The following is a 19,299-nucleotide window of genomic DNA, read 5'->3' as shown; positions in this document are numbered from 1 at the left end:
ATTTAAAAACCTAAATCCTTCCCGCCTGAACGACTTGCAGACTCAGTTATCTGCTCCCAGCTTTTGCCTTTAGCTCTCAGCCAATCAATGGATGGCCCAAGTTTGTCCCCGTATACTCGCAAGTTTCGCTCATAAATCTCTGCAAGCTTATCAGGTGGTGTTAGATCCTTATATTGAACACCTAACTCACGGCGTGTCTGATGGAGTTGGCGAGCGACTTGCTCTGGTGTTGCACCCGCTGCGCGCATACTGAGACTAATCTCTGACAAACTATTAACTTCATCGACATATGCTTGCCGTAGAGGTGGAAGCTTATCTACCGGACCAGTTGCTTTTGCCCCCACCACCACAATATCAGCACCACCAGCCGCAGCAAGCCGCCTAGCCAGCAACGCCCTTAATACCGCAGGCGCCCCCGTAAATGCAAGCGCAGCTTCCAGATCCCAAGTGACGCTTTTGATCCCACCGCCAACGATGGTTGAAACCCTTTGCACCAAATCGTTGAACTCGTCCCGGCTGCTGGAAACCCCAGCAATTTCTCTCAGGTAAGTGGTAGCGCTCTCCTCGCCAAATTGCTTCTTCCAAGTTTCAGGGACCTTGCCAGTCTCGGTCCGGGACCACAAAGAATCCGTATTAAATAAATTCGGATCAACGAACTGAGCCGTCGTCGACTGAAACGCATGCACCTCGGAGCCATTGGCGACGATTGTGCGGCCATCACCCCACGTAAGTGTCGTGTTCTGAGCAGCCAAACCTCGGATGCTTTTGGTCGCCGTTAACAAGTCTTGCGCAAGATGCTGACCTTCAGGGTTGCCCGGGGGGAAACTGTTCACAAGTGCCTGCAACCGCGCGTTTTCGGTAGCGTCAACTTGTGTATAAAAGGGGACGGATTTATTTTCCTTCACTGCAAATCAGGTTCAGGATGCGGAGCATCTGCTGGTCGCCAGAGGGAAATACGCACCGTTTTCCTCGAAAATAAATCCGTCCCCTTTTTGCGGTCCCCTTTTTGCTACTTTTTGCTCAGAAAATAAATCTGTCCCCTTTTATCACACTTTTATCACCTTTTATCCTTTTATCCATTACTCAGGAGCTCCATCTTCATAGGCCTCAAACTCCCAAAAACCTAATCTTGATACTTTTTTTGCAACTTCGCTCCAGCTCGCTCCCGAACAACCCAACAAGAACTTTTCAATTGCCTGAACAATTTTTTTATAGTTGTACTCACGAACAATAAGGTAATGCATTCCAATTAGAACATCCCCTTCTCCAAGGTTCTTTTCAATCCATTTTGGAGTGCAAACCTCAATCTCAAAAGACTCCTCACCGTCCTCACCTGCCGGCCCAATCATCGCTTGCAGGAGGAAGCCAAAATTATCCGAGCATTCAGGATGGTAACTTTCAAGATTATAAATGTCGGGGCTATGAACCCGTTTTAACTCTGCATTCATAGTTTAATCCGTAATATCTAAGTGAGCATTTGACTGCCACTTCTTTGTTTCCTGACCTGGAAACCTTTGCTCAAAATTAGCCTGGGTTTCCTGCCGATTTGGTTTGTAAGTAGGTGGCCTATACTGCCTCAAACCATCTTGACTAACCAAAGTTTTTCCGTCACTAGCTACTTTATACCCATTACCAACCCAAGCTTTTCCCATAACATCTGCTTGCTCTCTGGTCCCTGAACCAATGCCGAAATTACCTTTCCCTTTCGTAGCCTCAGTGAGTTGGCCACTCAATTTTGCCCAATCGCTTGCGCCTTTTGGACCATCACCTATAACCCCAAGCTTAACCCCAGCTGTAGCACCCTTCCCCCCAGCAGTCGATGAGAACAGATCCGCCCCAGGATACAGCGCATCCAAAGCCACGTCCGTCAGCAGCCCCACCACCTCGCCGTTTTCAGACCGAGACTTTTCTACAATGCCGGTATTAATGGCTTGCTGGTTATTCTGTGCAGACAGCCAAAGCTGTATCGAATGCACAAAACTATTTTTGCTACCAGAGCCCCTAACCTCTTTCAGAAATTTGTCATTAGCAGGCACTTCATCTGCCAACTGCTGCGTAACGCTCGCGCAACCCGTTGGGTTCTGACGATAGTACTGCCCAAACTCCTTGTTCCGAACAATGTCAAGGTTGTTGTAATAATCCCGGATGGACTGGCATTCGGCTTGCGTTGTGCAAGCATTCAGTTTTTGTTCTCTTTCGACCAGCTCCGCGTGAAACAGATAGTTGAAGGTAGTCGCGTTCTCGGCGATCTTGGAGCCTGTATCCAGATCGCCTCCGACCGCGGCTGCCGCCAACAACCCCGTCAGCTGCGATAGCGCAACTTGCAGCTCCTCGTTCCCGTTTGCAATTTTGGTCATGCCGGGAATGAGCGCTTCATTCAAACCAGCGGCCACCGCCCCTGTCTTGAAATCACTCCCCGTTAGCTCAGCCAGCAACCCTCCCATGATCGCGTGTGCAACGATTTTCTGAAGGCCGCCATCGGGGAACTTGATGGTATCGCCAACCCATTTGAACCCAGTGGCCATCGCCACACTGCCGGCCTCCCCCAACAGTGCCGAACCCAGATTGTCGCCAAAACTGCCGCCACCGATTGCGGTTGAGATACCGCTAGAGAGCACCGCCCGGCCCCCCGCCCGGATAGCGATATCAGTGAAATTAGTACTGGTCAGCAGGTTGGCGAATTTTTGACCTTGCGATGCAGCGGCGAACCAATTGGCGTCTGCGTAATTAAGTACGCCAGCGGTGACCCCGGCTATAGCAGCCCCCTTCAGGCTATCCGAACTAAACGTTTCCTTAAGCGCAGCACCCAGGTCGCCTTTGTTGTTGATAGTGCTGGTGACCGCTGTAGTCGCCAGACTGGTAGCAACGACGCCGCCGGCACTAGCACTCACTATGCCCAGCCCTGCCGGCCCCATGACGACCGACATCAAAATGGCAATAATGAGTTGCGAAGCAGGCCCCAGCCCGGAATTGCTGTACTTGAACGACTCGTGAATCTCCTTCACTTGCCGCCAGTCGACGTCACCCCGCGCTTCTGCTTCTTTCAGCCAGGCCAGTTTCGGATCCGCTTTGACCATCGCATCGATGGATTGGCTGACCGTTTCCTGATTGACTTGCTTGACGTCGATTTGGAGGCCATCGACGGCGTTGATCATGATGTTGCCTTTGGCAATCATCTGCGTCTGACGCAACGTCTCGTCGGTATTGCCTTTCCCCTTCGACGATGTCCAGAAAGCATCACCATCACTTTTCAGATGGCTCTCGTCATGCAAATCCTTCAAAGCTTCGAAAGTAATCGAACCACCACTGTCGAGCGAAATATCCCCACCACTCTCCAGTTTCGCCACCTGATACCGCTGATCACCCCCACTGACCAACGTCAAATCCCCCCCAGCGCTGATCTCGCTCCCGATGTTCTTCACATCCGTCACTTCATCGCGCTGAGTCTTCTTGCTCCCCCAACCGCCCTTCTTTTCCATGTCATACGGAGTTCTGTGCGGCCAGCAGTTGCAGTTTGTTCTGCGCCACCAGATACGCTTCGTTCGCGGCGCTGATGCGGCTGGCGATCAGGGTCATGTCGTTGCCGGCGCCCAGCACGACGTCGCCGCCGGCTTTCACGGTGGTGGCGACCTGGCTGACGTGGTCTTCCTTGCGGGTGACGCTTGAGCCTTTGTTGTACGAATGCACTTCATCCGCCGCCGACGCCAACGTCATGTCGCCGCCGGCGCTCATGCCTACGTCGCGCTTGGCTTCGAGTTCGCTGGCGATGGCTGTCAAGTTGCGACCGGCCGTGACATCCAGGTCCCGGCCTGCCGTCACTTCGGAAGCGAGCTGTTTGATCGCCGAGTCATCGTGATCGCCGTGGTCGGTGATGCGGTCGGCTTTCTGCGCCGAGACGATGTTCACGTCGCGGCCGGCTTCGAGGGTCAGGTCGTTGCCGCTGCGCACGATGCTGCCGATGGTGTTGAAGTCGCGTCCGGCGTCGATGCTCAGGTTGTTGCCGGCCTCGATCCGGGCGGCGCTGTCGGCAAAACCCATCGACCATGACCAGGCGCCGTTCTTGTCGTCGTAGTTGGTCACCGTGCGTTCGTTGACCACGTCGCCCCGCGCCGTGGTGAGCGACACGTCGCGCCCGGCGATGATGCCGCCGGCCTTGTTGGTCAGGTCGTTGCCGGCCAGCAGGTCGAGGCGGTTGCCGGCCTCCATCAGGCCGCTGTTGGTCAGGTCGTTGGCGGCGGTGGCCGAGAGGTTGTTGCTGGCGCGCAGGGTGCCGGCGTTGCTCAGGTCCTTGCCGGCGATCAGGGTCACGTCCTGGCCCTGGATCAACGCGCCGTTGGCGGCCAGGCGGTTGTTGGCGTTGGCCAGGTACAGGACCGGCGTGAGGACTTGCTCGCCGTTGACCTCGACGTTTTCCATCCAGACGATGTCGTGGGTCAGGGCGGCGACTTGTTCGGAGGTGATGGCGGCTGTCTGTCTTCAGTCCCTGCCTAAAATTCCTACGCAAACCTCGGAAACCGGTGCCTTGTGGCATTGGGAAAATGAGGCCTATAGTCCCTGCGTCGTCCACATGGCGACTCGGGTTTGGCGACTCGATTGAATGAAGTGCAAAAGCTCCTGCTACATTGCAGGGGTTCTTGCACCCGCAGAACTGTTCAATGGCAGTTGTGCGCGGGAGACCTCAGGGTCTGCCGGTTCGCTTCATTCCCGGTTCGCCAACCCGCGTACAACTGCCACCCATTCGTTTGGCGACGCATGAGTGGTAGTCCTTTCAACTGAATGAAGGTGCTGCTCATGAACCGATACATGCCCATTACCGGCGTCGATTGCACTCCCGCAACTCTGCTCATCGACACCGAAGCCCCGCTCGACGTTCTCTTTGAAACCGCCGATTACCGAATCCGTACCGTGACCCAGGTGCTGGAAAATATCGCATTTCGTTCGGAGATCAGCTCCGATACGGTGGTGCTTTCTGATTTTTGCAAACTGCTGACGATATCGCTGCGCGATGGATGTGACGTGATGGATGTGATTGGGAGGCGATTGCGGGCGCAGGTAGCGGATTAATGAAGGATGGGCGACTGTAGTCGCCCGGCTTACGCTATTCTGAACTTTTCACCAAATGCGCTTTGAGTTCTCGCAGACCCGCGAGGTAGCGCTGATAATTTTCGGCCACTGGACACCATCTGACGGTTATGGTCGCGGTTGGCCACATGGTGCGGGGTTATTTGGCAAAAAATACATTCCATTTGGAGCTTTCTCACTCTTCCTTCTGCGTAGCTATCAGCGTAGCAATAGAACAGAAAAATAATTCCCCTTTTTCCGCAACACAGATTGATTCCGTTGTGCGCTACCATGCTCACCCTCGCAGGGCCTTCTGGCGGCTATAGCGATTGGGCAGCGCGACGGTAAACTGGTAGCTCTGAAGCTTGCCCCCCCTGAGATGCCCCAACAGTAATTATTTTTTAAAAATCGAAATTGTGTTTGGATTAACCAAGACAGCCCCCAACTAAGCTTCGATTTGATCTGAAACCCGACTTAATGCAAACGATTTTATCGAGTAATAACGTTCTACAGGAGCACCAATCATGTACAAAAGGGTTACGGGAGTCGTTTTTTTCCTAATGAGCGGCTGCTCACTGCACCCGTATACCAAAGAGGACCTTTTGAACGCCGGTATAACCAGCCCCGAGTATTGCTTGACGCAAGAGCGGACGATGGTTGAAGAACGAGTGCAGAACTATCTGAACCACTGCTTCCATCCGCAAATAACCGAGCTTACTACCGGTGGCACACTCGTCAACACCATTCAATTGAAAGTTGACAGGAATACCGAAAGGAGCGATATGACGCTATGGGCACCGACGATTTATGGCAATCAGTTTTATATGAATGTTATCGTCTCGAAAAAAAAACCCGCCTGCGCAACCACCATGACAGCCGTGGCTTCGAGCTGGGTCTTTGAGCGAAATTTCCAGAAGATCTTGGAGCGTGCAAATGGTGGAAATCCTTGGTGTCCAATATGATTTCTAGCCTCCCCCACACATCTACTTGCGAAGATCGGTTGCTGACAAATGGCATTTGTGATGCCTAGCGCACTGCTATGCAGTGGCGTTTCTCTTATATGTCACCGCTGTAGTTCAGGCATAAAAATTTTAATTTTTTTCTTTAAAAATCACATGAAAAATCATGTTCAAAACTCACAAAAAGAAAAATTATTTTCATTGCGACGATCTAATAAAGATAAGAACACCCGCTCGACATAAGTTAAAAATTAACTCACCTCTTCTCTGGTCGCAGACCAAGGCAACCTTTTTTATTTTATTACAGAGCTTTCTGTTAGTTAGCCGTTAAGTCCCACTCAGCCCCGTCCCTTACCCTAAGGATTAACGATTTTTTTGACGGATTACCTTATACCACTGAAAGGGTCGCTAATTGAACATCCAAATTCGGATAACGCAGAGCGTATTTCCAAAGCCACCTCCGGGGACAAGCTGTCATCGCTTTGGGAGCAGACATAAGTAAATAATCCTTCAAGCCCTAATTGCGCAGCCACACAAATAGTTTTTTCTGCTGTCTCCAGATCATGCCCATCCCAGCAAGATAATAATGAAACCTCCACTCTCCGCCGCAGGTCCTCAGGAAGTATTGTATAGGTATGCCATTGACGTTCGCTTAGCTCAGAGACCGCGTTTAGGAAGACAGCAGCGGTACATCCTAAACGTTCGAAGCAGTTCACCACCTCAAGAAACTCACTATATAACTCTGCCTTATGCATACTATCAGGCAGGGCATAATAATACGCTATGTCTTTCATTTAAAATCCACCGGAATATGCGTTAAATTTGATGGCTTCCTGTAAAGCACCCCATCCTGACCTAACAGTTTGTTACCAATTTTTATTTGCGCTGTCCATCCCGCCCCTGAATTAGACTCGGGAAATTTCGCTGCGGCACTAGCGTCGGGCGCATGCCACTTAACCTCAACTCTTTGTCCATTCCATACGTACTGGTATTTTCGACCTTCAGTGATCGAAGCAGATGCCTTAAAAGTATCCGGAATTCCTGGAGGCATCAACTTCTCTAAATCCGTTGCATTAATTCGCCCGTTCTTTATAAATTTCGTCGCGGAACCTTGAGGGTCAAAAAAAGCAGGATTGGTAGCAGGTCCTGGTTGGTTTAGGTACCCAAAATTGTTATCGGCTTGGGACGCAGCGTTGTCCAGCGTAGAATTTGCTTTCGTCGATGCGCCTCTTGAGCCTGCGCCACCATTCATATTTCCAGAGGTGCCAATCTTTGGAATCCCAAGGCTCGCGGCATTCATCGCTCCGACCACGATATTGCCAATGCCGTTCCATGTATCACCATCGTCGACTTGGCCCACACCGTGGCCAGCCTGAAGTACACCATTCGCCGCAGCTGAGATCCGAATCATCGTGCCGAGGTTACCCGTCAGAAAATACAGAGCAGGCGCACCCACGTCGCCCATAGCTTGCATTTCCCCATTGATGCGCAGGTAGCCTTGAGCATCGCGATACAACATCTCACTGGCGCTTTGATCTCTGGACCAGAAGATATTGCCGATAGATACACCGTCTTGGGCTCGCAAGGCATCCGCGTAGGCAATTCGCTCTTGCGTAGTACCGCCCGCAAACGGGTAATCCCTATAAGGACTCGGCCCGTTCATAAGCAAATTGTCGATGCTGGTTCGAGCAGCCGCTTCCCCATACTTGAGGCTTTGCTCATAGCCATACACCTGAAGGTAGGCGGCTAACTCAGTCTTTTCTGAGGTAGACAGGGAGCCAGGATCGGTGTGAAAGCGCTCCAATAGTCCATCGCTGCGTTGATCTGCCCCTTGCAGCACAATCATCTTTTTGGCGGCGTCTAGGCTTTTGGTTTCGTCATATTCTTTGAGGGCTCTGTCTCGCTCTGCTTGGGAGTGATTGCCTAAAAAGTTGTAACGCGTGCCATTTTCAGCCACTTGCGCAGCAACGGCCAAATCCCCGTTCGAAGCTGCTGCTCCCAGTACGCCGACAATTTTTGAAAGTGCGACCAAGTACTCTTGGGCTCGAATATATTCAGCCGTACCGGGTTCCAGATGCGAGGGCAGTAGCGTATCCCCGAGCAAGCCGACCACAACTTCGTTTGCTCCACCCGCTATCGCCCCCGTGCGGAAATCTCCTCCCATAACCTCTGCCATCAACCCGCCCAAGGCCGAATGAAGGAGAATTTTCTCAAGCCCCCCTTCCGTTAGTGGCAAATCACCTATTTTTCCAGCGCCATAAGCCCCAGCAATGCTCGCGGCCGTTCCGGCCAACGAAGTTGCGAGGTTGTCCTTGAAACTACCCCCGTAGACAGCTGTCTTGATCACTGCGTCAGCCGCCGCTTTCATCGCAACCGTCTTCAAACTCTCAACATTCAGGCCGACTGTGCCGGGATTGTAATTCAGCCCCTGCGTAATACCCGCTGTAGCTACCGAGACGGCGTACCCTTTCAGGCTATCTTTAGAGGTAACGTCCTTGAGCACGGCGCCGAGATTGCCTCGGTTGTCGATAGTACTTACCGTTGCTTTAGTTGCGACACTGAGTGCTCCAGCCTGAACCATCATATTCATGCCAGCCATCATCGGTCCCAACACGGCGGCCAAAGCAATGGCAATGATTAGTTGGGAAGCAGGCCCCAGCCCGGAGTTGCTGTACTTGAAGGACTCGTGGATTTCCTTCACTTGTCGCCAATCCACGTCACCTCGCGCTTCAGCCTCTTTCAGCCAGGCCAATTTCGGATCGGCCTGGACCATCGCATCAATGGCTTGGCTAACCGTTTGCTGATCGACGTGCTTGATATCAATCTTCAGCCCTTCAACCGCCTTGATGGTGATACTTCCTGCCGCCACCATCTGCGTCTGACGCAACGTCTCGTCGGTATTGCCTTTCCCCTTCGACGATGTCCAGAAAGCATCACCATCACTTTTCAGATGGCTCTCGTCATGCAAATCCTTCAAAGCTTCGAAAGTAATCGCGCCACCACTGTCGAGCGCTATATCCCCACCACTCTCCAGTTTCGCCACCTGATACCGCTGATCCCCCCCACTGACCAACGTCAAATCCCCCCCAGCGCTGATCTCGCTCCCGATGTTCTTCACATCAGTTACTTCATCGCGCTGAGTCTTCTTGCTCCCCCAACCGCCCTTCTTCTCCATGTCATACAGCGTGTAGTCGGAGTTCTGTGCGGCCAGCAATTGCAGTTTGTTCTGCGCCACCAGATACGCTTCGTTCGCGGCGCTGATGCGGCTGGCGATCAGGGTCATGTCGTTGCCGGCGCCCAGCACGACGTCGCCGCCGGCTTTCACGGTGGTGGCGACCTGGCTGACGTGGTCTTCCTTGCGGGTGACGCTTGAGCCTTTGTTGTACGAATGCACTTCATCCGCCGCCGACGCCAACGTCATGTCGCCGCCGGCGCTCATGCCTACGTCGCGCTTGGCTTCGAGTTCGCTGGCGATGGCTGTCAAGTTGCGACCGGCCGTGACGTCCAGGTCCCGGCCTGCCGTCACTTCGGAAGCGAGCTGTTTGATCGCCGAGTCATCGTGATCGCCGTGGTCGGTGATGCGGTCGGCTTTCTGCGCCGAAACGATGTTGACGTCGCGGCCGGCTTCGAGGGTCAGGTCGTTGCCGCTGCGCACGACGCTGCCGATGGTGTTGAAGTCGCGTCCGGCGTCGATGCTCAGGTTGTTGCCGGCCTCGATCCGGGCGGCGCTGTCGGCAAACCCCATCGACCATGACCAGGCGCCGTTCTTGTCGTCGTAGTTGGTCACCGTGCGTTCGTTGACCACGTCGCCTCGCGCCGTGGTGAGCGACACGTCGCGCCCGGCGATGATGCCGCCGGCCTTGTTGGTCAGGTCGTTGCCGGCCAGCAGGTCGAGGCGGTTGCCGGCCTCCATCAGGCCGCTGTTGGTCAGGTCGTTGGCGGCGGTGGCCGAGAGGTTGTTGCTGGCGCGCAGGGTGCCGGCGTTGCTCAGGTCCTTGCCGGCGATCAGCGTCACGTCCTGGCCCTGGATCAGCGCGCCGTTGGCGGCCAGGCGGTTGTTGGCATTGGCCAGGTACAGGACCGGCGTGAGGACTTGCTCGCCGTTAACCTCGACGTTTTCCATCCAGACGATGTCGTGGGTCAGGGCGGCGACTTGTTCGGAGGTGAGGCTGACGCCCACGGACAGGTCGAGCGCCTGCTTGCTGGCGAGGGCGTTGTTCATCAGGTACTTGAACATGCCCTCGTTGGAGGTCTGGCCTTCGAGGAAGCGCTGGCCGGTGCGGGCGATGACGGCTTGCTGAACCAGGCGCTGTTCATAGAGGCCGTCACCCAGGCGCTTGGCGCTCTGGTCGGGGTCGTAGCCGAGGCTCTGCAGCAGGTAGTCCGAGCTCATGAATTGCTTGAGCTCGGTGAGCGCCGGGTTGGTTTCGATCAGGTATTTGTGCGGGTTGGAGGTGACTGTCGCATCGGGCAGGGCTGCCACGCGCGCCACCGTCTGGCTGGCAACAGGCTTGGGAATTGCCACCGAAACATCAGTCGCACCAGCGCCTCCGGTGCCGGTGCCTTCGTGGGTATGTCCAGGCAACTGAGGCATGCCAGTAGCGGGGTCCGTCGGGATTGCGGTCTGGATGGTTGAGGCGCCGACGGTAATGTCAGCACCTTCGCGAGCCAGTAATTGCAACTGCCGATCGGCCGCCGAAACCTGCCCGACGTCAGCAATCTGAAGGTTGCGCCCGGTGAGGGCCGGTATACCGGTGGTCCGGTCCGAGGCGCTCACGCTGGCGCCGCCTATCGTCCAGGTGGATGGCACCACCGGCGCCTGAGAGGCCGGCGCACTGCTGCTGCCCTGCCCGCTCAAGCGGAACAGGCCATTCTGGCCTTGGGGCATGACAAAGCCCGGCAAAGCCAGCGGGTCGACCCGTTGCTGGGCCAGGTCAGGTGGAAGCTGGCTGTTGAGATGAACAATGAACGGGGTGGTTGCCCGCAGCGTGCCGGTGTCGTCGACCTTGCTGTCGCTGGTGAGAATTGGCGCGTTGACCGTTTGTACGCTGTTGTTCAGTGAGGTTGAGGCAATGATCGTGGTGCTGCCGCCGGACTGGATCACCGCGTTGACGCTTTTGCCGGTGCTGGCCGTCTGCGTTGCGGAGAAAACGCCGTACCGGGTGACTTCCACGGGCACGGGCATGTTTTTCGACGGGTCGTAATCCGGATTCAGCTCGGTGCTTAATCCGCTTTCCTGCTGGTAGAAGTAGCCGCCATCGGCCCGTCGGTACAGCGGCACGTATTTGGCGCTGTATTTGTTGTATTCGTTGACCGCACCGCCCGGGCCGATCAGCCCCAGGTAGATGCTGCCCGGCTCCCTGTCGGCCGGGTTCCGGTAGTTGCTGCGGTAGGTGATGGTCTCGAGGTTGACGCCTTCGTTCTTGAACGTATCGACGGTGATGTTGATGTTCTTGGCTGCCGACACCGAGCTGTACTGGTTGAGGAAGTTCGAGCCGGTGACGGCCAGGTTGCCGCCGGACGTGATGAAGGCGGTCGGCGAATCCTTGTCGAGCGTGGTTTCGTAGACTTCGTTGACGTAATACCAGACGTTCCACTCGTCCGAGCAGTGGGCGCAACTGTGAGTGATGTAGCCATTTACCCGTTGCTGCGTGTAACTCAGCTCATCTTTGCGGTTGGTGATGGAAGTGGCGAGCAAGCGCATGTCGCCGGCGCTTTCCAGGGTGCCGGAAATGTTTTCGATCACATCTGCCCGGGCTCCTGCCGCGTTTCGGGAGATGGTCAGGTCACCGAAGCTGTAGATGTCCGCGTAGTTGTTTTTCAGCGTATCGCTGCGCAGTTGCATGCCCGCGCCGCTGAAGATCAGGCCCCTGTCGTTGAGCAATTGCGTGGCATTGACGGTGAGGTCCTGGGCACTGCCCAAAGTGCCGTAGTTGTTCAAGGACGACGTATTGAGCAGCAAGTCGTCATTGGCGGTCATGCGTCCACGGTTGATGATCGAGCCCGCGCTGATGTCGGTCGATCCGCCCCCGGTAATACGGCCGGCGTCAGGCAAGGACACACTGGCCGCTTTCAGCGAAAGACGCCCCAGGCTGCTGACTCGGCCAACACCCGAATAGGTCCCGCCCAGGCTCAACTGCAGGTCGCCATCACTGGCGATCAAGCCGTTGTTCACCCAATTCCCACCGGTACCCTCCAGCCGCGTCGAAGCCAGCAACTGGCCGGTTTCCGTCTGGGTGAAGTTGTTGACGTTCACGTTCAAGCGCCCAGCCTGGATGGCCGTGGTGTTGGTCCAGGTATCGGCGTTGAGCGTCAGGCCGCCGCGGGTGACGAGGGTACCGCCGGCGCCGGTGACGTTCGGCAGGGAGATATCGAACGTGCCGTCACCCAGGTGCAGCAGTTGGCCGCCGCTGTTGAGAAAGCTGTTGGCGGCCAGGGTCAGGTTGGTGTTGGCCGTTTCCAGGCTACCGTTGCGGTTATCGAACAGACTGCCGATTTGGAAATCCGTCGTTCCGCTGGTCCCCAGGGCGCGCAGTTTGCCGCCCTGGTTGTCCACGCTCGCCGCGCGCAGCGCCATCGTGCTGTCGCTTTCGAGGATGCCGCCAGAGTTGGTCAACACCCCGCTCAGGCCCAGTTCGATACGGTTGCCGGCGATCTGGCCGGCGCTGTTATCCAGGTTGGCGCCGCTAACATTGACCAGCCCGGTGGCGTAGAGGCCACCGTTGCGGTTGTTCAGGTCGGTGGTGTTGATGATGACATCGCCGGCCTGGGCCGCGATTCGCCCGCCGTTGTTGTTCAGGCCCGCCAAGGCGCGGATGTTCAGGCGCTGGCCCTGGATCACGCCGCCCTTGTTGTTCACGTCCAGACCGTTGCGCAATACGCCCACGGTGCGCGCTTCAATCGCGCCTTTGAGTGCGGCGAGGGTGCCGCCGCGGTTGTCGGTGCTGGCAGCGCTGACGCTGACGTCGCCGGTCTGGGCGATGAGTTTGCCGCCCTGGTTGTCGAGGTTGCCGCTCAGTTCGAGGTCCAGGCCGGTCTGGCCCTGCATCTCGCCCTTGCCGTTGGCAAGGCTTGCGGCATTCAGTTCGACATCAGCCGTCTGGCTGTAGATCAGGCCGTTGGTATGGTTCAGCACGGCGCCGGTGGCGGTGATCGCCAAGGCATTTTTTGCCGCGACGGTGCCGGTGTTGCTGTTGTCCAGGGCGCCGGTGAGCAGGGTCAGTTGATCCTGGCTGGCGATCTGGCCGCCCTGGTTGTTGATCGCGGTCGCGCCTTTTACGGTCAGCGGACCGGCGCTGGCAAGCTTGGCGCCGCTGTTGTCGAGCACGCCATTCAGGTTCAGGTTGACGGCTGCGTTGCCGATCAGGCTGCCCTGGCGGTTATTCAACCCGGCGGTGTCGACTGTCAGCGCCTGCTGAGCACTGATAGCGCCACTGACGTTCGCCACGGAAGTGGCCTTGATGGTCAGGTCCGCGCCGCTGTCGATCAGGCCGCCCTGACCGTTATCCAACGCGCCGCTGAGGGTGAGGTTCTGCGCACCGCCGCTGCTGAGAATGCCCTTGGTGTTGTCCACCGAACCGGCCGTCACGCCCAGGCTGCCCTGGCTGACCAGCGCCCCGCCGTTGCCGTTGAGCAGGTTGCCCAGCAGGTTGAGGTTCACATTGCCGTTGCGGCTGGACAGTGTGCCGTTGTTGCGGTTATCCAGGCTCGCGCCGTTGACCAGCAGCCCCTGCCAGCCGGAGATCAAGCCGTTCTGGTTGACCAGCGCCTGGCCGTCGAGGCCCAGGTTCTGGCTGCTGATCAGCTTGCCGCCGCTGTTGTCCAGGGTCCGGCCTTTGAGGTTGAAACTCTGGCTGCTGGAAATTTCGCCGCCCTGGTTGGTCAGGTCGCGCAAGGCATTAAACGTCAGCGGACCTTTGGCGGTGATCAGGCCGTTGCGATTGTTCAGGTCGCCGTTGCCGAGGTTCAGGGTGACGGCTTTTTCGCCGAGCAGGCGACCGCCGTCTTGGGTCAGCGATGCCAGGGTCAGGTTGATGTCGCCCTTGGCCGACACTTCGCCGCCATCGCTGGAATCCAGGGAGTCGGCGCCGAGGGTGAGGTCGCCTTGGGCATTGATCAGGCCGTTGGCGCTGTTGTTCAGGGCCATGGCGTTGAGGACCAACGCGCCGCTGGCCAACACGCTGCCGCCCTGGTTGTTCAGGTCACCACTGTTGAGGGTGAGCAGTTGCGCCGCGCTGATCAGGCCTTGGGCCTGGTTATTCAGCTGTTGATCGACAGTCAGCTCAAGGCCGCCGCGGCTGGTGATCGTGCCGCCATTGTTGTTCAGGTTTTGCGCCTTCGCATCGACGCTGGCCGCGCCGATCAGGCCCTTGACGTTGCTCAGCGCCTGGGCGATGCGCAGGGTCAGGCTTTGGCTGCTCAGCAGCTTGCCGCTGTCGTTGGTGAGGTTTTGCGCCGTCAGGGTAAAAGCTTGCGCGCTGGAAATTTCACCGCCCTGGTTGTTCACACCGTTGAGGTTTTTCAACAGCAGGGCGCCCGGGGCGTTGATCAAGCCGCCCTGGTTGTTGAGCTGGCCGTTGTGCAGGTCCAGGCTCAGCGAGGTGTTGCTGAACAGTTGACCGCCCTGTTGGTCCAGGCCGGTGACCGACGCGGTCAACGCGCCTTGGCTGCCGATGCTGGCGCCGTCCTGATTGGTGACCTGGCCCGCGACGAGGTTCAGCGTGCCGCCGCTGTTGAGCCGGCCCTTCTGGCTGTTGTCGAAGGCACCGGTGGTGACGTTTACCGCACCTTTACCGCTGAGGTTGCCCTGCTGACGATTGTCCAGCGCGGCGCTGGTGAGCAGCAACGCGCCGTCGGTGAGCAGTTCGCCGCCCTGGTTGTCGACGCGACCCAGGCTGTGCACGGTCAGGTCCGCCGCGCTGGACAGGCTGCCGCCGGTGTTCGTCAGGTTCGCGGCGGTGACGTTCAGGGTGCCTTCGCTGCTGAGCTGGCCTTGGTTGTTGAGCAGGTCGCGGCTCAGGTTGATGCGCTGGTTCTGCTGGCTGATCAGGTAGCCACCGCTGTTGTCGAGCGAGCCACCGTTGAGCTCCAGTTCGGTCTTGGCGCTGAGCAGGCCTTTGGTGCGGTTGAGCAGTTTATCCACCGTCAGCTTCAGCGCTTGTCCGGCGAACACCTGGCCGCCGTCGCTGTTGTCGAGGCTCTGGCTGACCAGCGTGACGTCGGCGTTACTCGACAGCTCACCGCCACGGTTGTCCAGCTCATCCACGTCAAGATCCAGCGCTTTTGTCGCGCCGACCAGGCCGGCCTGACGATTGTCGAGGCTGGAGGCCTTCAGCGTCAGGGCATCGGTGCTGATCAAGGTGCCTTGACGGTTATCCACCGCGCTGACGGTGGCATCGAGCCCGGTCTTGCCGGCGATACTCCCGGCGCGGTTGTCCAGGCGATCAGCGACCAGCAACAGAGCGCCGTCGGCGATCAACGAGCCGCGCTGGTTGTCGAGCAAGGTGCCGACAGTCAGGTCGAGTCCGTCGCGACTGCTGATCAAGCCGTCGCTGTTGTCCAGGCGGTTGCTGCGACTGTCCAGCGAGGCGGCGGAAATGGCGCCCCGGGCGTTGCTCAGCACTTGGGCAATTCTGAGCATCAGGCCTTGGTTGCTCAGCAGTTTGCCGCCGCTGTTATCGAAGTTTTCTGCCGCCAGCGTGAACGCCTGTTTGCTGGAAATTTCCCCGTCCTGGTTATTCACGTCCTTGAGGTTACTCAGCAGCAACGCACCCGAGGCGTTGATCAAGCCGCCCTGGTTGTTCAACTGGCCCTGGTTCAGGTCCAGGCTGAGGCTGGTGTTACTGAAGAGTTCGCCGCCCTGTTGATCCAGGCCGGTGACACTGGCCTCCAGCGCCTTGGCACTGGCGATGCGGCCGGCGGCGTTGTTCACCTGCGTGGCGTTGAGCGTGAGGGTATTGCCCGAGGTCAGGAGCCCGCCCTGGCTGTTGTCGAGGGCCCCGGTGGTGACCTGGGTCGCGGCCTTGCCCGATATCAGGCCTTTCTGGCTGTTGTCCAGGCTGGCGCTTTTGACGGTCAGTGCGGCGTCGGTGCTGATGGAGCCGCCCTGGTTGATCAACCCTGCACCGCTGGCAATCGACAACATCGCGGCGCTGCTCAGGCTGCCCGCGGTGTTGTCGAGGCTGCCCGCCTCGACAGTCAACTCGCCTTCGCTGCTGATCAGGCCTTTGCTGTTCAACAGTGCGTTATCGAGGGTGATCACCAGGCCGTTGAGGCTGTTGAGCAGGCCCTCGCTGTTGTCCAGCGAGCTGCCGCTCAAGGTCATGTGGCCTTGGGCGTGAATCAGCCCTTTGCTCTGGTTGATCAGCTCGGCAACTTTCATCTCCAGGTCGGTGCCGACGATGAGCTTGCCGCCGTTGCTGTTGTCCAGCCGCTGGCCGCCTATCGTTGCGCCAAGACCGGCGGACAATTCGCCCGCCCGGTTGTCGATCTGCCCAACCTGCAGATCCAGTGCTTTTGTGGTGCCGACCAAACCGCCGTTGCGGTTATCCAGCGTGTCGGCGCTCAGGCTGAGGTTGCCTTGAGCGACCAGCGCACCGCCCTGCTGTTGCAGGGCGCCGAGGTTGGCGGTGAGTTGGCCTTGGCTGGAGATGCGACCGAGGCCGTTCTGAACTTCATGGGCCTTCAAGGTCAGCGGGCCGACGCTTGTCAGCAACCCCGCGCGGTTGTCCAGACGCGCGCCGTCGAAGGTGACGCTGCTTTTGCCGGAAATGACCCCGGCATCCCGGTTGTCCAGTTGATCGACCGTCAATTGCAAGGCCTTGTCGGCACGCAGGTTCCCGCCACGGTTATCAACGGAGTCGCTGTGCACGCTCAGCAGGTCAGAGCCGGCCAGACGACCGCCGCGGTTGTCGAGATGACCGGTTTGCAGGTCAATCCCCCCCTTGGCAACCACTTCGCCCTTGTTCTGATTGTCCAGCACACCGCTGATGCGTGCGGTCAGGCTGCCGTCGCTGATCAACTGGCCGCCGGCGCTGTTGTTCAGGCTGGCCGCCTTGATCGTTACAGCCTTGCCCGAACCGAGCACGCCGTTGCGGTTGTCCAGCGCACCGCTCAGGTCAATGTCCAAGGCGTTATCGCCGAGCACCTGGCCGTTGCTGTTATTCAAGGCCAACGCGTTGAGCCGGGTCAGGCCCGCGCTGGAGATTTCGCCATCGACGTTGGTCAATGTGCCGTCGATGTTTACCGTCAGGTCTGCATTGCTGCTCAGGTTGCCGCCGCTGTTGTCCAGGCTTGTGGCGTTCAGGCTGAACGCCTGGTCGCTGGAGATTTCGCCGTCGCGGTTGTTCACGGCCGCCAGGTTTTTCAGCAACAGGCTGCCGGGGGCATTGATCAGCCCGCCCTGGTTATTCAACTGCCCATGGTTAAGATCGAGCGCAACGCTGGTGTTGCTGAACAACTGACCGCCCTGTTGATCCAGGCCGGTGACACTGGCGTCCAGCGCCTTGGCACTGGCGATGCGGCCGGCGGCGTTGTTCACCTGGCCGGCCTTCAGTTGCAGCGTGTCGCTGCTGATCACGCTGCCCTGCGCGTTGAGCAGTTGCCCCGCCAGGTTCAGGTTCAGCCCCTGTTGGGTCGAAAGAGAGCCCTGGCGGTTATCCAGCGACGCGGCGCTCAATTGGGCGTTCTTGCTCGCCGTGAGGCGCCCGCTCTGGTTGTTTATCTGGCCGCTGGCGCTGATGTCGAGCATCTGCCCCGCCGCCGCCAGACCCGCGACGTTATCCAGCGAGGCAACGCGCAACGTGATGTTGCCCAGGCTACTGAGCTCACCGGCGTTGTTGATCAACTGCCCGACATTGGCCGTCAGATTACCATTGCTGCTGACAATGCCCTGCGTGTTGAGAAGTTTGTCGGCAGTAACGCCCAGCGCGCCGCTGCTCAGCAGCCGGCCCTTGTTCTGGTTGTCCAGCGTCCCGGCTTTTACCGTGGCGGTTTGTACGGCGCTGAGGGTGCCGCCCTGGTTGTTCAGGGTTTGCGCAACGTTGGCGGTGAGGTTACGGCTGGCGACGATGCTCTTGCCGTTGTTGTTCAGGTTCTGCGCTGTAACGCTCACATCACCCGAAGCATTGCGCGTGGTGTCGGCGTTGACCCCGGCTTCAATAATGCCGTTGTTGCTCAACTGCCCACCGGCATTCAAAGTGATGCTGTCCCGCGCGGCGAGGGTTTGCCGGTTGCTCAGGTCACCCTGAGTCTGCGCATTCAACGTCGTGCCGGCGTAAACCGGCCCTTTCGCGTCAAGACTCGCCGCCTTGACGTTGACCGCCCCGCTGGCCGAGGTATCAACCATGCTCAAATGCCCATTGGCATCGAGCTGAATATCCCCGCCACTGGCAATCAACTTGCCGTCCAGCTTCACCCCAACCCCAGCCTCGGTGCCGACCAGCTTGATCGCGCCGGCGTACATGCCACCCAGGGCCGAGGAGTCGATCGCCAGTTCCGGCTTCACACTGCCGTCGTCGGCGCGGGCAGTAGCGTTGAGGGTGTCGGCGTTGACGTCGTTGCGCCCAGCGACAATCGTCAGGTTCCTGGCCTGAATCTCGGCATTGATCTTGGCGCTGCGGGTGATGATTTCGAAGTGGTCGACATTGCTCGCATTGAGGCCCGCGCCTTCGATGGCGACGCTGCCCTGGTCCACCTGGTAGCGGTCCAGCCGACCGTTTTCCACCACCGGCTTACCGGTGCTCAAGGTCACTTTCGGGCTGTTGATAAAACCGCAGCCGTTGCAGGAGATGCCGTAGGGGTTGGCGACGATGACGTGGGCCGATTGCCCGGCCACTTCGGTGTAGCCGCGCAACTGGCTGGGGCTGCCGCCGTTGACTTCGTTGAGGATGGTCGTGGCGGCCGCGCCTTGGAGGTTCGGGTTGCCGACGATGATCCCACCCAGTTGCGTGGATTGGGTGCGGGAGGTGGCGTTGTTGAGGATTACGCCGTTGCTGCCGACGTTGTAGTCCTTGAACTGGTTGTGGGACAGGCCGTTGGCATTGGGCTTGGCGATGTTGACGATGGGCACGCCGTTGCCCGCCCGGTCCAGGCCGGTGCCCGGAGCGCTGACCACGATACCTTCAGCCTGGGCCCACATCGGTTGCCAGAACATGACGTTGGCCAACAGGAACGCCAGGCCGCGCTTGGGCATCCCGAGAAACCGCTCGCGGTTTTCCAGGGCAGCAGAAGGTTGGCGGGCCAGGAAGGCGTATTGGCGGTCGTCCATGATCAGGTCTCG

General features: G+C 58.1%; 6 protein-coding genes and 1 pseudogene. 2 read left to right on the top strand and 5 right to left on the bottom strand.

Annotated elements, in window-relative coordinates; all coding sequences use genetic code 11:
* Positions 1 to 2: 2 nt before the first annotated feature.
* The 3 genes and pseudogenes from J3P89_RS07170 to J3P89_RS07160 form a co-directional block, all read right to left on the bottom strand.
* Entirely contained in the window at positions 3 to 905 is a 903-nt protein-coding gene (locus J3P89_RS07170) for a hypothetical protein (RefSeq protein WP_434697115.1), read from the bottom strand.
* Between the two features lie 174 nt (positions 906 to 1,079).
* On the bottom strand, positions 1,080 to 1,448 hold the full coding sequence (locus tag J3P89_RS07165; RefSeq protein WP_434697114.1) for an immunity 8 family protein: 369 nt from the start codon (positions 1,446 to 1,448) through the stop codon (positions 1,080 to 1,082).
* 3 nt (positions 1,449 to 1,451) lie between these two features.
* Positions 1,452 to 4,464, bottom strand: a pseudogene (locus tag J3P89_RS07160) (DUF637 domain-containing protein); the annotation flags it as partial.
* Positions 4,465 to 4,791: 327 nt separating this feature from the next.
* Here J3P89_RS07160 and J3P89_RS07155 point away from each other — a divergent pair.
* The gene (locus J3P89_RS07155; protein WP_434601519.1) at positions 4,792 to 5,064 is read left to right on the top strand and encodes a hypothetical protein; all 273 of its coding nucleotides are present in this window, start codon (positions 4,792 to 4,794) and stop codon (positions 5,062 to 5,064) included.
* Between the two features lie 650 nt (positions 5,065 to 5,714).
* Positions 5,715 to 6,023: a hypothetical protein gene (locus J3P89_RS07150; RefSeq protein ID WP_434601520.1), complete on the top strand. Its 309-nt coding sequence runs from the start codon at positions 5,715 to 5,717 to the stop codon at positions 6,021 to 6,023.
* Positions 6,024 to 6,403: 380 nt separating this feature from the next.
* Here J3P89_RS07150 and J3P89_RS07145 read toward each other — a convergent pair whose 3' ends face one another.
* Both J3P89_RS07145 and J3P89_RS07140 read right to left on the bottom strand, forming a co-directional pair.
* Positions 6,404 to 6,814 (bottom strand): hypothetical protein, encoded by a 411-nt coding sequence (locus J3P89_RS07145; RefSeq protein ID WP_434601521.1) that lies wholly within the window; start codon positions 6,812 to 6,814, stop codon positions 6,404 to 6,406.
* Positions 6,811 to 19,287, bottom strand: a complete 12,477-nt coding sequence (locus J3P89_RS07140) for a filamentous hemagglutinin N-terminal domain-containing protein (RefSeq protein ID WP_434697113.1) — start codon at positions 19,285 to 19,287, stop codon at positions 6,811 to 6,813. Before J3P89_RS07140 ends, J3P89_RS07145 begins: the two co-directional genes overlap by 4 nt.
* Between the last annotated feature and the right edge of the window lie 12 nt (positions 19,288 to 19,299).

The organism is Pseudomonas sp. Z1-14, from assembly GCF_051132005.1.
GTDB lineage: Bacteria > Pseudomonadota > Gammaproteobacteria > Pseudomonadales > Pseudomonadaceae > Aquipseudomonas.
Note: the sequence above shows the minus strand (reverse complement) of the source record. Positions and strands in the feature narration are given on the sequence as shown.

Excerpts from the sequence above, each read along its gene's own strand:
- J3P89_RS07150 (WP_434601520.1), top strand. The coding sequence starts at position 5,715 with ATGGTTGAAGAACGAGTGCAGAACTATCTGAACCACTGCTTCCATCCG.
- J3P89_RS07140 (WP_434697113.1), bottom strand. The coding sequence starts at position 19,287 with ATGGACGACCGCCAATACGCCTTCCTGGCCCGCCAACCTTCTGCTGCC.
- J3P89_RS07155 (WP_434601519.1), top strand. The coding sequence starts at position 4,792 with ATGAACCGATACATGCCCATTACCGGCGTCGATTGCACTCCCGCAACT.
- J3P89_RS07165 (WP_434697114.1), bottom strand. The coding sequence starts at position 1,448 with ATGAATGCAGAGTTAAAACGGGTTCATAGCCCCGACATTTATAATCTT.
- J3P89_RS07145 (WP_434601521.1), bottom strand. The coding sequence starts at position 6,814 with ATGAAAGACATAGCGTATTATTATGCCCTGCCTGATAGTATGCATAAG.